Here is a 15,284-nt window from a genome sequence, read left to right as displayed (position 1 = left end):
TGGCCCGATGCGGGCCGCATCAACGCCGCATCAACGCCGCATCAGCGTGCTTTTGCCGAACAGGCTTTCAACCAGTTCCAGCGCGACCTCGGCCGTGCCGTTGCGCACATCCAGCGCCGGGTTCAGCTCCATCACGTCTAGCGAGGCCATGCGGCCGGTGTCTGCAATCATTTCCATGCACAGCTGGGCTTCACGGTAGGTGGGGCCGCCCTTGACGGCGGTGCCCACGCCGGGTGCGATCACGGCATCCAGAAAGTCGACGTCAAAGCTTACATGCAGGTGGGTGTTTTCATCGATGCCGGCCAGCGCAGCTTTCATGGTGCGTTTCATGCCCATTTCATCGATGTAGCGCATGTCGAACACCTGCAGGCCGGACTGCCTGACAAAGTGCTTTTCGCCTTCGTCCACGCTGCGGATGCCGATCTGGCGGACGGCTGAAGGCTGTATGGCCGGGCAGGTGCCGCCTATGCCGGTCAGCTCGGGCGGGCCGTGGCCGCACAGGACGGCCACCGGCATGCCGTGTGTATTGCCGGTGGGGGTCAGGGCGTGGGTATTGAAGTCGGCATGCGCGTCCAGCCAGAGCACGCGCAGCGGGTGGCCCATTTGCCTGCAGTGGCGCGCCACGGCACTGATGGAGCCGATGGCCAGGCAGTGGTCGCCGCCCAGCAGCATTGGCATCTCGCCCGCGGTCAGAGCCGAATACACCGCGTCATGAACCGTGCGGTTCCACGCGGCCACTTCGGCCAGGTGGCGGTAGCCGTTGACGGGTGGCTGCCAGGGGTTGGCCGGGCCGATGAGGTTGCCGTGGTCGAGCACGCGCAGCCCGTGGCTTTCCAGTGTGGCCTGCAGGCCGGCAACGCGCAGGGCCTCCGGACCCATGGAGGCGCCGCGGGTGCTGGCGCCTATGTCGGTGGGGGCGCCTATCAGCCGGATCTGTTGCATCGGCCGTGTCATGCCGACGCCAATCCGGCCGCAGGCGTGGCGGCCACAGTGGCCGTAGAGGCCAGCAGCGCGAACAGGTCTTTGGGATTGTCCAGGTGAGGGATCAAGTCAATTTCCCGGGACTGGTTGTATTGCCGTTGCAGTTTATACAAATAGCGCAGCGCCGAGTAGTCCTCCAGCGCAAACCCGACCGAGTCAAAAATCGTGACCTCATCGGCCGAACCGCGGCCCGGTGCAGCACCGCCGAGCACATGGGCAAATTCCGTTACCGCAAAACCAGCGGGCATCTGCTGGATTTCGCCTTCCATGCGCGACTGCGGCTCGAACTCGACGAACACACGCGCATCGGGGCGGTGCAGGATATCGGGGTGCAGCTCGGTTTTGCCGGGGCAGTCGCCGCCTACGGCGTTCAGGTGCATGCCGGGGCTGACCATGTCGGGCGTCAGGATGGTGGCCTTGCGCTTGTCGGCCGTGAGGGTGCTCACTATGTCGGCGCCGCGCACCGCTTCGGCTGTAGAGCCACAGGGCCTGAACTGCACACCCGGCCATTGGAACGCGTGGAGATTGCGCACAAGCTTGGCGGTGGCCTGGCTGTCCACGTCAAACAGCCGGAACTCCCGGATGTCCAGCATGTGGTGGAAGGCAATGGCCTGGAACTCGCTTTGCGCGCCGTTGCCTATCAGCGCCATGGCGCGGCTGTCCGGCCGGGCCAGCCAGCGCGCAGCCAGGGCCGACATGGCGGCGGTGCGCAGGGCCGTGGTCACGGTCAGCTCCGACAGCAACAGCGGATAGCCGGTTTTAACATCGGCCAGCACCCCGAATGCGGTGACGGTCAGCAGGCCCAGTGACGTGTTTTGGGGGTGGCCATTGACGTATTTGAACGAGTACAGCCGGCCGTCGCTGATGGGCATCAGCTCGATTACGCCAGCAGGCGAGTGGACGGCATGGCGCATCGATTTGTCAAAGTCATTCCAGCGCCTGTAGTCCGCTTCGATTTCAGCCGCCAGGCCTTCGATAAAGGTGGCGACCCCCACGCGCTCCACGATGCGCTGTATGCCTTCGATGCCAATGTACGCCACCATGATGTTCTCCCCGTCGCCTCGGCAGGTCCGCAGGGCGGAAGCCCATGAACCCGGCCTTGGCCACAAACCATTGTGGGAGGTCTGTGAAACAAATAAAAGGCAGCATACTGATCAATTTGCTGGCCAATCTATACAAAAGATCAGAATTTTTTGACTTTATGCCAGTACCATGACGTGATGGACGACACAGATCGCCAGCTGATTTCCCTGTTGCGGGACAACGCCCGGGCCTCGGTGGCTGCGCTGGCCAAGGTACTGCGGGTGTCACGCGGCACGGTACAGAACCGCCTGGACAAGCTGCAAGCAGACGGCACCATCGTGGGCTACACGGTGCGCCTCAGGCCGCAGGCCGAGGCCCACCAGATACGGGCGCTGATGACCGTGGCCGTCGAGGGCAACCGCATTGACCATGTGCTGGCCGCCCTGCGCGGCGACCCGGCCGTGAGCGCCCTGCACACCACCAATGGCCGTTGGGATATCGTGGCCGAACTGCGCGCCGACAGCCTGGAAGCCTTTGATCGTGTGCTCGGGCGCATACGCCTGCTCGAAGGCATTGCCAATACCGAGACCAGCCTGCTGCTGTCCACCAGCAAGCTGTAGGCGCCATGGGCGTGGTCATGGATGCCCGGCAGGTCTGCCAAACGTTTTGCAACACTCTTTGGGGCAGGCCGGTGCTAGGATGAATTCGCAAGAAAACCTCTTGTCTTCAAGGAGTACATCATGGGTTTACTGAACGAAGTGATTGGTGCTGTGGTGGCCGTCGAAGGGGCTAAAAAGCTGGACCCGGGCGCCTCTTTGCTGACCGAAGGCATCGCGGCCATTGCAGGCTTCGAAGGGGTGAAGGCCGTCACGGAACATCTGGAGAAAAAGGAAGAAGGCGACGCCGAGTCGCCAGCCCCACCGGCTTGAGGCCTGTGCTGGGTGCGTGCGCTTCGAATTGCAGGGTTGCCTGGCGGGTGAGCGCAGGGGCTGCTGCCCAGCCGCTAAACTTGAGCCATGAACCTGGCACCCGCCCAACTCCCGGAGCACCTCAAGCGCGGGCTTAAAAGCCTTTACACCCTGCATGGCGACGAACCCTTGCTGGTGCAGGAGTTTGCCGATGCGCTGCGTGCCCAGGCGCGCCAGCAGGGCTACACCGAACGCACGGTGCACACCGTGGCCGGCGCACATTTTGACTGGAGCGAAGTGCTGGCCAGCGGCGGTTCGCTAAGCCTGTTTGCCGACAAACAGATTGTTGAAATCCGTATTCCCAGCGGCAAGCCCGGCAAGGATGGCTCGGTCGCGCTGCAGCAGATCGCCGAACGCGCCCAGGGCGATGAGTCCACGCTCACGCTGGTCATGCTGCCCAGGCTGGACAGCATGACCGCCAAGGGCGCCTGGTTTGGCGCGCTGGACAGCTTTGGCGTCACCGTCAAGTTCGACCCGATTGACCGCCGCAGCCTGCCGCAATGGATTTCGCAGCGCCTGCAGATGCAGGGCCAGCGCGTGGCTGCCGGTGAGGAAGGCCAGCGCACGCTGCAGTTTTTCTCCGACCGGGTCGAGGGCAACCTGCTGGCGGCGCACCAGGAAATCCAGAAGCTGGCGCTGCTCTATCCAGCCCAAAGCGGCGCAGGCGACGGCACCCTGAGTTTTGACCAGGTTGAAAACGCCGTGCTGAATGTGGCGCGTTACGACGTCTTCAAGCTCTCGGAAGCCGTGCTTGGCGGCCAGTCCGTGCGCGTGGCCCGCATGCTGGACGGCCTGCAGTCCGAAGGCGAGTCCGAAGTCCTGGTGCACTGGGCGCTGGCTGAAGACATCCGCAGCCTGAAGCGAGTCAAGGATGCGATTCAAGCAGGCAGGCCCATGCCCATGGCGCTGCGCGAGAACCGGGTCTGGGGCGTGAAGGAAAAACTCTTCGAGCGCGTCCTGCCCCAGCTGGGCGACACCACCCTGGCCAACCTGCTGACTGCCGCACACAAGGTGGACGGCATCGTCAAGGGCCTGAAACAACCCGACTGGCCCGCCAGCGGCTGGCAGGCCCTGCACCGCCTGGCTGGCATGGTGTGTGAGCAATGCCGTCCCCTGCCAGCGCAGTCGCCCAGGCGGTCTGCGTAAGACCTGACGTGACGGACATGGGGAAGGCCGGGCTCGCCGGGCCATTGCAGCGCGACGCTACGGCGATGGATTCTGCCTTTCGGGGGGATATCAATGCACTCAGGGCCTGGGCTGTGGTGGCCGTGGTGCTGTATCACTTCCAGGTCCCGGGTTTCTCCAGCGGTTTTGTCGGCGTCGATATCTTCTTTGTGATCTCGGGTTACCTGATCACCGGGCAGGCATTGGCCCAGATGGCGGCAGGGCGGTTTTCTTTTTCTGCTTTCTGGACAGCTCGGCTGAGAAGGATTTTTCCGGCTCTGCTTGCGGTGATCGTGACGACACTCGCCCTGGGCTGGTGGCTGACCATGCCGGACGAGTTCCTGAGGCATACGCGGCAGATGCTTTTTGCCGTGACCTTTCTCTCCAACATCACGTTTGGGGATGCACGCGGGTATTTCGATGCGGCGGCACATACCAAGCCGCTGCTGCATACCTGGTCGCTTTCCATAGAATGGCAGTTCTACCTTCTGCTGCCGCTTTTCCTGGCCGCGATCTGGCGCGTTTTGCCGGCACCCAAAAAGCCGGCCCGGATGACAGCGGCGCTGCTGGTTGTTGCGCTGGGTTCCATGGTCTGGTGTTTCTGGCTGGCAAGGGGTGATGCGGGTGCCGCATTCTTTTCCCTGAATGCACGCGCCTGGGAACTGCTGGCGGGTGGCGTGATTGCAGGCCTGCACAGGCTGCCCGGGCGCGGCGCGGCAAGTGTTTTTATGCATGCCGGTGGCGAGATGTTGCGGCGTGTGCTGGTGTTGCTGGGCTGGCTGATGGTCGGCCTGGCTGCGGTTTGCGGCCTGTCGTCGGAGTACTGGCCGGGCCTGTGGACACTGCTGCCGGTTGCGGGTTCCGCCCTTGTGGTCTGGGGCGGCCCGATTGCCCCGCTCAAGCGCCTGACAGGCAGTGCCCCCGTGCAGCGCATAGGCGACTGGTCTTATTCGATTTACCTGTGGCACTGGCCTTTGTGGGTGTTTTTGCAGCAGTGGGCCAGTTACCGAGGCATACCGGTGGAAGCGCCTTACAAGATCGGCGCCCTGGTCGTCGCACTGTTGCTGAGCTACCTGTCATACCGCCATGTGGAGCAACCGGCCCGCCTGCGCCGTGCGATGTGGACGCCGCGACGCCTCTGGCTGGGCTACCTGCTGGCGCTGGCCGTGTTGACCGTCTTTACGCTGGCCGCGGTCAAGTTTCATGGTTTTCCGTCTCGTGTCCCTGATTACCAGCAGCGTGTTGATCTGGCCAGGCGCACGAATACCCCGCGCGATGAATGCTTTCGCAATGCGCAATCAGAAAAACGCGCCAGGGAACAATTCTGTGAATTCGGCGCCGCAGCGACAACGCAGATGCCGAGTGCCATACTGTGGGGCGACTCGCTGGCCAACCAGTATCTGGAGCCCATCAGTGCCGGTGCATCGCACCTGGGCCTGCGCGGACTGATTGCCACGGAGAGTGGCTGTCGGGCTTATTTGCTGGCCAATGCAGGCCCGGGCAATACGCGTTCCGCCTGCGATCTGTTTAACCAGGAGGTGCTGGCTGTCCTGGATCACCAACTGGAGCCGCGCATCGTGATCCTCGCCCGTAACTGGGGCGGTGTGGATTCCGTTGCGGAGGAGTTTGCGTTGGTCCGGCATTTGATCGCTTCCGGCAAGACGGTGGTGCTGATCCTGCCTTTGCTGAATCCCGGTTTCGATGTGCCGGAGCGCTGGATGCGCGAGCAGTTTCGTGCCGGTGGGCCGGTGGATGAGCTGAGGATAAAAGCCACGCCAGAGCTGTTGCAGCAGGACGTCCGCGATGAAATCGCCAGGCAGGCGCAGGCCTTTGCCGGCAACCCGCGCTTCCTGACGGTGGACCTGGCGCCGAGGATCTGCAACCCGGAATACTGTTATCTTGTGAAGGGCGGTTACGCCAATTTCCGTGACACGCTGCATATCTCTAATGTCAACGCCAGCCAGTACAACGATATTTTCGCTAAAGTGCTGGATGCGGCGGTAAATGCCAGCCTTGGCCCGCCGGCCTTGAAAAACGCAGGGACGATGGCCATCTTGCCATCTCAATCGAGAAAATAAATGCAATCCGTAGTTGAACTCATGACCAGCCTGGGCGCCAAAGCCAAGGCTGCTTCGGCCCTGATGGCCAAGGCGAACACTGCCACCAAAAGCACGGCGCTGGTACGTCTGGCCGCCCTGCTGCGTGCCAATGTGCAGCAACTGCAAGCCGATAACGCCAAGGACCTGGCCCGCGCCGCAGCGGCCGGTTTGGCGGGTCCCATGCTGGACCGCCTCAAACTTGACCCCAAAACCATAGAAACAGTGGCTATCGGCTGCGAACAGCTGGCAGCCATGCCGGACGTGATCGGCGAGATCATAGGCATGAAACAGCAGCCCAGCGGCATCCGTGTCGGGCAGATGCGTGTGCCTATCGGCGTGTTTGGCATGATTTACGAAAGCCGGCCCAACGTCACGATTGAAGCGGCCTCGCTGGCCATCAAAAGCGGTAATGCCTGCATTTTGCGCGGCGGCTCCGAGGCCATAGAGTCCAACAAGGCGCTGGCTGTGCTGGTACAGCGCGCGCTGGTAGATGCCGGCCTGCCCGCCGACGCCGTGCAACTGGTGCCGACCACCGACCGCGACGCCGTCGGCCAGCTGATCGCCATGCCGCAGTATGTGGACGTCATCATTCCGCGCGGCGGCAAGGGCCTGATTGAGCGCATCAGCCGTGACGCCAAGGTGCCCGTCATCAAGCACCTGGACGGCAACTGCCATGTATATGTGGACGACCCTTGCGATATTGCCATGGCCGTGACGGTGGCCGACAACGCCAAAACGCAAAAATACAGCCCCTGCAATGCCAGCGAGGGTTTGCTGGTTGCCAAAGGCGTGGCCGAAGCGTTTTTGCCGAAAATAGCCGCGATTTATGCCGCAAAAGGCGTGGAAATGCGCTGTGATGATGCCGCAGCCCAGATACTGCGTGCGCAACCAGCTATTAATTCAGTAGCAAGTATCGCCCCCGCAACGGAGCAGGACTGGTACGAGGAATACCTGGCGCCGGTCATCAGCATCAAGGTGGTGGCGGGGCTGGACGAGGCGATTGAGCACATCAACAAATACTCCAGTCACCACACCGATGCCATCATCACGCGTGACCACATGCATGCCCAGCGCTTTTTGCGCGAGGTTGATTCGGCCAGCGTCATGGTGAATGCGAGTACCCGCTTCGCCGATGGCTTTGAGTTTGGGCTGGGGGCTGAAATCGGCATCAGCACCGACAAGTTCCACGCCCGCGGACCGGTGGGCATCGAAGGCCTGACCTCGCTCAAGTACGTGGTGCTGGGCAATGGGGAAGTGCGTAGTTGAGGGCTTGCCTGGGCGGGAGATACTGTCCGGGGCCTGGGGCAACAGCCTTTTGGATAGGGGCGGTTTTTCACCTTGCATAGCTGCTGCCCGTCCCAATATCCCTAGAATCCGGTCAGATATAACTGAACTAACTACAAAAACCTCTCTCCGAAAGTGGCCGCATGGTTCCGCATCTCATCACCGCCCTGAACGGCCCGATCAACGAACTTGAACAACGCATCCTGGATTCCATGCCGGCGATCGAGCGCTGGTTCCGGCTGGAGTGGATGGAGCACACCCCGCCGTTTTACAGCTCCGTCGACGTGCGCAATGCCGGTTTCAAGCTGGCACCGGTGGACACCAACCTTTTCCCCGGCGGCTGGAACAACCTGACCCCCGAGATGCTGCCGTTGGCGGTGCAGGCCGCCATGGCGGCGATTGAAAAAATCTGCCCCGAAGCGCGCAACCTGCTGGTGGTGCCCGAAAACCACACGCGCAACAGCTTTTACCTGTCGAACGTGCTGCAACTCAAGCGCATTTTTCACCAGGCCGGGCTGAATGTACGTTTTGGTTCGCTCAGCAGCGACATCAAGGAGCCGACCACGCTGAACCTGCCGACCGGCGAGAGCATCACCATAGAGCCGCTGATCCGCACCGACCGCCGTCTCGGGCTGAAAGACTTCGATCCCTGCACCATCCTGCTGAACAACGATTTGTCGGCCGGCATTCCGGGCATCCTGGAAGACCTGAACGAGCAGTACCTGCTGCCGCCGCTGCACGCCAGCTGGTCGGTGCGCCGCAAGTCGCGGCATTTCAAGGCCTACGAGGAAGTCTCCAAGCGCTTCGGCAAGCTGCTGGGCATAGACCCCTGGCTTATCAACCCGATGTTTTCGCATTGCGGCGAAGTCAACTTCGCCGAAGGTACGGGCATGGACTGCCTGACCAGCAACGTTGACGCGTTGCTAGGCAAGATCAAGCGCAAGTACAAGGAATACGGCATCAACGAAAAGCCTTTTGTGGTCGTCAAGGCCGACAACGGCACCTACGGCATGGGCATCATGACGGTGCGCGACGTGAAAGACCTGGACGCGCTCAACCGCAAGAGCAAAAACAAGATGAGCACCACCAAGGACGGCCAGCCGCTGTCCGAGGTCATCATCCAGGAGGGCGTGCTGACCAACGAGCGCGTCAACGACGCTGTGGCCGAGCCGGTGGTCTACATGATGGACCGCTACGTGGTGGGCGGCTTCTACCGCGTGCACGCCGAGCGCGGCGTGGATGAAAACCTCAACGCCCCCGGCGCCAGCTTTGTGCCACTGGCCTTTGCCGACAGTGGGCGCCTGCCGCAGCCGGGTGAAAAACCGGGCTCCAGCAGTCCCAACCGCTTTTACATGTACGGCGTGATAGGCCGGCTGGCCATGCTGGCGGCCAGCTATGAACTGGAAGCGACCGACCCGGATGCCGAGGTTTACGACTGACCTGACGCGGCTGAAACAGGCTCTCAGCCAGTTTCAGGCATGCTTTTAAGGTCCTGGCCTCCGTCCAGCGGGCGCTGCAAGCTACTAAAACGATAGCAAAAAAGAAACGACTGCGGTTGTTCCGGGTTGTTGCCCTGCAACACAAGCGCTGTTTGCCGGGGCTGGATGCACCGGCAAACTTGCAAGTGCTGCGCCCAAGGGGAAAATGGCCTTCCCTCAGCAACTATTCCCGCCGCTGCAGAGCGAAAGACGGGAAGCCTTTGTGTCAATATCAAAATCATCATTGTCTGCGCTTACCCTGGGTGCCATTGGCATTGTGTATGGTGACATTGGCACCAGCGTGCTTTACGCGGTCAAAACGGTTTTTTCTTCCGGTTATGTGCCGCTTAACATCGACAACATCTTCGGCATCCTGTCGATCTTTTTCTGGACCCTGACGGTCATCGTGTCCATCAAGTACGTGATGTTGGTGCTGCGCGCCGATAACCATGGTGAGGGTGGTACCGCCGCCCTGCTGGCGCTGGCCTCGAATGCGGTCAAACACAAACCTGCGTTGCGCCGCCGCCTGCTGTTGATAGGCATGTTCGGGGCGGCGCTGTTTTATGGCGATGGCGTCATCACGCCGGCCATCTCCGTGCTTTCTGCGGTTGAAGGCCTGGAGATTGTTTCGCCGGCCTTCACCCGGTATGTGATCCCCCTGACCCTGCTGATTCTTTTTGCGCTGTTCCTGGTGCAAAAACGCGGCACCGGCGGCATAGGCAGGTTTTTTGGACCCATCACGCTGCTCTGGTTTGTCGCCATCGGCGTGCTGGGGGCAGTGCAGATCGTGGGCAACCCCGCAATCCTGAAGGCGCTGAGCCCCTGGTACGCGCTGAAGTTCATGTTTGCCAGCCCGGGTACCACCTTTGTCATCCTCGGGGCGATTGTGCTCTGCGTCACCGGCGCCGAGGCGCTGTATGCCGACCTGGGCCATTTCGGCAAGCGCCCGATACGGCTGGCCTGGTTCGGCATCGTCATGCCGGCGCTGACGCTGAACTATTTCGGCCAGGGCGCGCTGTTGCTGAGCAACCCCGCCGCGGTCAAAAACCCGTTTTACATGATGATGCCCGAATGGGCCCTGCTGCCCATGGTCGGCCTGGCCACGGCTGCGACGGTGATTGCTTCCCAGGCACTGATTTCGGGCGCGTTCAGTGCCACCAAGCAGATTGTCCAGCTCGGTTACCTGCCGCGCCTGTACATGGTGCACACCAGCATCAAGGAAACCGGCCAGATCTACATCCCCTTCATCAACTGGGCACTGTTTGTCGCAATTGCCATGGCAGTGGTGTTTTTCAAGTCCTCGGATTCGCTGGCCACCGCCTACGGCATCGCCGTGTGCGGCAACATGCTGATCACCACCATCCTGACCTTCTACGTCATACGTTATGGATGGCAATACCCGCTGGCACTGTGCATTGCGGCCACCGGCGTCTTTTTTGTGATCGACTTTGCCTTTCTCGCGTCCAACGCGCTCAAGTTCGTCGAAGGCGGCTGGTTCCCCATCATGATCGCCGGCGCCATCTTCACGCTGATGGTGACCTGGAAAGAGGGCCGTTACATACTCAACAAAAAGCTGCGCGCGGACGCGATTGACCTCAAGAGTTTTCTTGAGGCTGTTTTTGTCAGCCCGCCAGCGCGGGTCGAGGGCACAGCCGTGTTCCTGACCGTCGAGCCTGGAACCGTGCCGAATGCCCTGCTGCACAACCTCAAACACAACAAGGTGCTGCATGACACCAACCTGTTTGTGACCGTACGCAACCATGAAGTGCCCTGGATAGGCCTGGACAAGCGGCTGGAGATTGAGTCCCTGGGCCGGCATTGCTGGCAGATCGTGATTCACTACGGCTTCAAAAACGATCCGGATGTGCCCAGCGCCCTGCAGCAGATGCGCGGACGGGGCTGCGAAACCGAGCCCATGACCACCAGCTACTTCCTGTCGCGCGACACGGTGGTGCCCACCATAGGCGACGGTATGGCGCAATGGCGCGAAAAACTGTTTGCGCAGATGCACAGGAATGCCGGCTCGGCGGCGGATTTCCTGAATTTACCGAATAACGCCGTGGTTGAGCTGGGCAGCAAGGTTGAAATCTGATTCCGTTTCCAAATCATCCGTGCACTTCTGGAAGCTTCGCTGGCCGTACGTTTGTACTGTCTGCGCTTCGCCTTCGCGTTCACGAATGATGTGAAAACGGAATGAGGGCTTTTGCCGGCCTTGCCTGGGGCAGGGAATGTTACAAGTTGTTGCGCTGCAACAAATCCCGGATTTGTTGAATTTAGAGTTGCCGGCCGGCTTGCAAGCCGGTTGCCCTGGCGCAAAATAGCGTTCCCAAAGGTAACCATTCCCGCCGCGGCGGACCCCGATGACCTGCGCCGCGAAGGCCAGGCCCATGCCGGTCGGCCGCCATAGACGGGAAGTTTTTGTGTCAAGTAAAAAATCACCCCTCTTGGCGCTCACCCTGGGCGCTGTCGGTGTCGTCTATGGCGACATCGGAACCAGCGTCCTGTATGCCGTCAAGGAGGTCTTCGGTCCCGGGCATGTGCCATTCACGACCGACAACGTCTATGGCATCCTGTCCATCATTTTCTGGACCCTGACCGTCATCGTGTCCATCAAATACGTGGTGCTGGTGCTGCGTGCAGACAACAACGGCGAGGGCGGCCTGATCGCCATGCTGGCTCTGGCATCCAACGCGGTCAAGGACAAACCCAGGCTGCGCCGCATGCTGCTGGTGGTTGGCATTTTTGGCACCTCGCTGTTTTACGGTGATGGCGTGATCACACCGGCAATCTCGGTGCTGTCGGCGGTTGAAGGCCTGGAGGTGGTGTCGCCGGCCTTTACCCGGGGGGTGATTCCGATCACTCTGGTGATCCTGTTTGGCCTGTTTGCGCTGCAAAAGCACGGCACCGCCGGCATAGGCAAATTTTTCGGTCCCATCACGCTGGTCTGGTTCGCCACGATTGCCCTGCTCGGCATTTCGCAAATCGTGAACAACCCGGTCATCCTCAAGGCGCTCAGCCCCTACTACGCGCTGATGTTCATGTGGGTCAACCCCGGCACCACCTTCATCATCCTGGGTGCTGTGGTGTTGTGCGTGACCGGTGCAGAGGCCTTGTACGCGGACCTGGGACACTTCGGCAAGCGGCCAATACGGCTGGCCTGGTTTTCCATCGTCATGCCCTGCCTGGTGCTCAACTATTTCGGCCAGGGCGCGCTGCTGCTCAGCAATCCGGCGGCCGTCAAGAACCCGTTTTACATGATGGCGCCGGAGTGGCTGCTGCTGCCGCTGGTAGGCCTGGCCACCATGGCCACGGTGATCGCCTCGCAGGCCCTGATCACAGGCGCGTTCAGCGTGACCAAACAGGCTATCCAGATGGGTTATTTGCCGCGCCTGAACATCCAGCACACCAGCGTGCGCGACACCGGGCAGATCTACATGCCGTTTGTGAACTGGTGCCTGTTCGGCACCATCGTGCTGGCGGTGGTGATGTTCCGCTCCTCAAGCAACCTGGCTGCGGCCTACGGCATTGCGGTGTGCACCGACATGCTGATCACCACGATCCTGACTTTTTTTGTGGTTCGTTACAGCTGGAAATACCCGCTCAGCCTGTGCATTGCCGCAACCGGCGTTTTCTTTGTCGTGGACTTTGCCTTTTTTGCCTCCAACCTGATGAAGCTGTTTGCCGGTGGCTGGTTCCCGTTGCTGATAGGTGGCGCGGTGTTCACACTGATGATCACATGGAAGGAGGGCCGGCATATCCTCACCGAAAAGCTGCGTGCCGATGCGATCGACCTGCCCGGTTTCCTGGATGCCGTGTTTGTCAGCCCGCCAGCGCGGGTGGCAGGCACCGCCGTGTTCATGACCAGCGAGCCCGGCACCGTGCCCAACGCGCTTTTGCATAACCTGAAACACAACAAGGTGCTGCATGAACAGAACCTGTTTGTCACGGTGCGCAACCACGAGGTGCCGTGGATAGGCATGAACAAGCGACTGGAGATTGAGTCGCTGGGCCACGACTGCTGGCAGGTCAAGGTTCACTACGGCTTCAAGAATGACCTGGACCTGCCCAAGGCCCTGCAACAGATCAAGGGACGTGGATGCGAGCTGGAGGCCATGAACACCAGTTACTTCCTGTCGCGCGACACAGTCGTCCCGACAATTGGTAGCGGCATGGCGCACTGGCGCGAGAAGCTGTTTGCACAAATGCACCATAACGCGAGCGGTGCGGCGGACTTCCTGAACCTGCCGAACAACGCGGTGGTGGAGCTGGGCAGCAAGGTCGAGATCTGAGCGTGGCTTTCGCCCTGGCAGCCTTGAGCATGGGTTGGCGGGTTGAGTGGCGTCGGTTAATTGCTATAAATTAGATAGCTAGTTGCGCCCATCCCTCGGCGGCTAGCGGCCAATTTTTCTTGAATTTTGTAACTACTCAGATCCTCTCGCCGTTCTGGCTGAGCCTGTCTAAGCCTTGCCACTTACAAGCAAAGCCCTTCGACAGGCTCAGCCCGAACGGTTTGTACGGTGACCAGAGTAGTTACTGAATTTGGCCTTGCATCTGCCCCTCAAGCTGCTGCTGCGCGGTCCGCACCAGCCCCGCGTCGCCCGGCAGCCAGCTGGCGGACGTCACCAGCAGATGTATGAAATGCAGCTTGGCGACGACCTCGCGCGGCAAGACAAAGGGGTAAAAATCCGGCTGCCCCATGCTGCGCGACATTTCATTGAGCATGGTGGTCAGCCGCGTCCAGTCGTTCAGGAAATCCAGAAAGTGCTGCGCTTCAGGATGCTCAGGCTGGTACAGCGCGTCCAGCGTGAAGGGTGTGAATTCAAGCTGCGCACTCCCGGTTGGCAGGCCAAAACCCAGCGCCGTGTCAATGGTGTCGCGCATGTGCAGGTAGTGCGCCCAGCATTCGGCCCAGTCTTCCCAGGGGTGGGTGCTGGCATAGGCGCTCACATAGTGCAGCCACCACTGGTCGGGCGGCCCCTGTTCATAGTTCAGGCGCAGGCTGGCCAGGTAGTCCTGGTTTTCGTCGCCAAAAAGCTGGTGAAAACCTTCCATCCACGGTGTGCCGCAGACCAGCCGATCCCAGTAGTAATGCCCCACTTCATGGCGGAAGTGGCCGAGCAGGGTGCGGTAAGGCTCATGCATGGTCTCGCGCACGGCCTCGCGCACCGCATCGTCCGCCTCCTGCAGGTTGAGCGTGATCAGGCCGGTGTTGTGACCTGTCATGACGTGCGGGCCGTTGTCGGGCGAGCGCAGGATGTCGAACATGATGCCGCGTGCCGTGTCTTCGGTCATGCGCGACGCGACCGGCAGGCCCAGTGCCAGCAGGGCCGACACCAGCCGGCGCTTGGCCAGCTCCACCCGGCCCCATAAAACCCCGTTGTCAGGGTGTTCGGGGTCGTTGAGGTCAGGGATGGTGCGGTTAAGCCTGCAGGCGCGGCATAACAGGGGGGTGGCGCCGGCATCGTCAACCTGTCCATTCGACGGGACCAGCCAGTTGCATGCGGCCGGGGTCTGCAGGTTGGCGCAGCGGGTGTAGGCCAGTGCCGGGGGCGGCAGTATCCCATCGCCGGCGTGCCCGGAAAGCGCCGCCGGCTCCGTTTGCCAGATGACCCAGCTACCCGGCGCGGTGCCCGGCATCAGAGGCAAAAGGCGTGCCTGTTCCGGGTCATAGCCCAGCGGCGTGCCGCAGGCCAGGCACTCGCTGTTCCGGAAAAAAACCGGGCAGCCGCACTGGCAGCGGTAGGCGCGGCCCGCGAGTGTGGGGAGATGAGGTTGGGAGCCGGGGGTTGGGGACATAAATTAAACGACGATGGCTCCGGGTTGGCGCGTATCCGAAAACACATTTCAGTGTGCCACGTTCGACCCGCGTCACAGCGCCGGTTTGCCGCCTCAGGCTGTCGGAAAGGGCCGACACCGCACTCCCGTCGCGCACGTTTTTTTAACCCTTGCAGCCGTGGACGGGCCGGGAGCTTTTATCATGCGTGTAGCGGCACCGGCGGCGCATCCTGTACCGGATGCCTGCAATGCTCTCCCACTCCAAAATCCCCAAAGGAAAACCATGCCCACATACCATGTCGAAATGCTGGAAGGCCGTACCGTCGAGCAAAAAAAGAAGCTGGCGGAGGCCATCACCCGTGTCAGTGTCGAAATTCTCGGCGGGGCGCCCGATGCGGTGGATATCATCATCAGCGACATCAAGCGCGAGAACTGGGCGACCGGCGGCAAGCTGTGGTCCGAGCCGCGCACCTGAGCTGATACGCCAGGGCAGCAGGGCAGACAGATACAAC

The 15,284-nt window shown here is 61.3% G+C and carries 12 protein-coding genes; 9 read left to right on the top strand and 3 right to left on the bottom strand.

What is annotated here, in order from left to right:
- Positions 1-30 precede the first annotated feature (30 nt).
- Both rocF and ACFQND_RS09545 read right to left on the bottom strand, forming a co-directional pair.
- A complete protein-coding gene (gene rocF, locus ACFQND_RS09550) occupies positions 31-954 on the bottom strand; it encodes an arginase (RefSeq protein WP_371439138.1) in 924 nt (307 codons plus the stop codon).
- Positions 951-2,024 carry an ornithine cyclodeaminase gene (locus tag ACFQND_RS09545; RefSeq protein WP_371439137.1) on the bottom strand — a complete coding sequence of 358 codons (1,074 nt, stop codon included), beginning with the start codon at positions 2,022-2,024 and terminating at the stop codon, positions 951-953. Before ACFQND_RS09545 ends, rocF begins: the two co-directional genes overlap by 4 nt.
- Before the next feature lie 177 nt (positions 2,025-2,201).
- On the opposite strand from ACFQND_RS09545, the gene ACFQND_RS09540 reads away from it, so the two are divergent.
- The 8 genes from ACFQND_RS09540 (at position 2,202) to ACFQND_RS09505 (ending at position 13,286) form a co-directional block, all read left to right on the top strand.
- Positions 2,202-2,624 carry an Lrp/AsnC family transcriptional regulator gene (locus tag ACFQND_RS09540; protein WP_371439136.1) on the top strand — a complete coding sequence of 141 codons (423 nt, stop codon included), beginning with the start codon at positions 2,202-2,204 and terminating at the stop codon, positions 2,622-2,624.
- A 120-nt stretch (positions 2,625-2,744) separates the two neighbouring features.
- Complete coding sequence (locus ACFQND_RS09535) at positions 2,745-2,933, top strand: hypothetical protein (RefSeq protein ID WP_371439135.1); 189 nt, start codon at positions 2,745-2,747, stop codon at positions 2,931-2,933.
- An 87-nt stretch (positions 2,934-3,020) separates the two neighbouring features.
- A complete protein-coding gene (gene holA, locus ACFQND_RS09530; protein WP_371439134.1) occupies positions 3,021-4,118 on the top strand; it encodes a DNA polymerase III subunit delta in 1,098 nt (365 codons plus the stop codon).
- Positions 4,076-6,214: an acyltransferase family protein gene (locus ACFQND_RS09525; RefSeq protein WP_371439133.1), complete on the top strand. Its 2,139-nt coding sequence runs from the start codon at positions 4,076-4,078 to the stop codon at positions 6,212-6,214. The genes holA and ACFQND_RS09525 overlap by 43 nt, the downstream gene beginning before the upstream one ends.
- Complete coding sequence (locus tag ACFQND_RS09520) at positions 6,215-7,501, top strand: glutamate-5-semialdehyde dehydrogenase (protein WP_371439132.1); 1,287 nt, start codon at positions 6,215-6,217, stop codon at positions 7,499-7,501.
- 161 nt (positions 7,502-7,662) lie between these two features.
- Positions 7,663-8,958 (top strand): glutamate--cysteine ligase, encoded by a 1,296-nt coding sequence (gshA, locus tag ACFQND_RS09515; protein ID WP_371439131.1) that lies wholly within the window; start codon positions 7,663-7,665, stop codon positions 8,956-8,958.
- A gap of 262 nt (positions 8,959-9,220) precedes the next feature.
- On the top strand, positions 9,221-11,089 hold the full coding sequence (locus tag ACFQND_RS09510) for a potassium transporter Kup (RefSeq protein WP_371439130.1): 1,869 nt from the start codon (positions 9,221-9,223) through the stop codon (positions 11,087-11,089).
- Positions 11,090-11,384: 295 nt separating this feature from the next.
- A complete protein-coding gene (locus tag ACFQND_RS09505) occupies positions 11,385-13,286 on the top strand; it encodes a potassium transporter Kup (RefSeq protein WP_449301352.1) in 1,902 nt (633 codons plus the stop codon).
- 241 nt (positions 13,287-13,527) lie between these two features.
- Here ACFQND_RS09505 and ACFQND_RS09500 read toward each other — a convergent pair whose 3' ends face one another.
- On the bottom strand, positions 13,528-14,793 hold the full coding sequence (locus tag ACFQND_RS09500) for a zinc-binding metallopeptidase family protein (protein WP_371439128.1): 1,266 nt from the start codon (positions 14,791-14,793) through the stop codon (positions 13,528-13,530).
- 262 nt (positions 14,794-15,055) lie between these two features.
- On the opposite strand from ACFQND_RS09500, the gene ACFQND_RS09495 reads away from it, so the two are divergent.
- Entirely contained in the window at positions 15,056-15,247 is a 192-nt protein-coding gene (locus ACFQND_RS09495) for a 4-oxalocrotonate tautomerase (protein ID WP_371439127.1), read from the top strand.
- Positions 15,248-15,284: the final 37 nt, after the last annotated feature.

It is taken from the genome of Polaromonas aquatica (genome assembly GCF_042659145.1).
Classification (GTDB): domain Bacteria; phylum Pseudomonadota; class Gammaproteobacteria; order Burkholderiales; family Burkholderiaceae_C; genus Polaromonas; species Polaromonas aquatica.
Note: the sequence above shows the minus strand (reverse complement) of the source record. Positions and strands in the feature narration are given on the sequence as shown.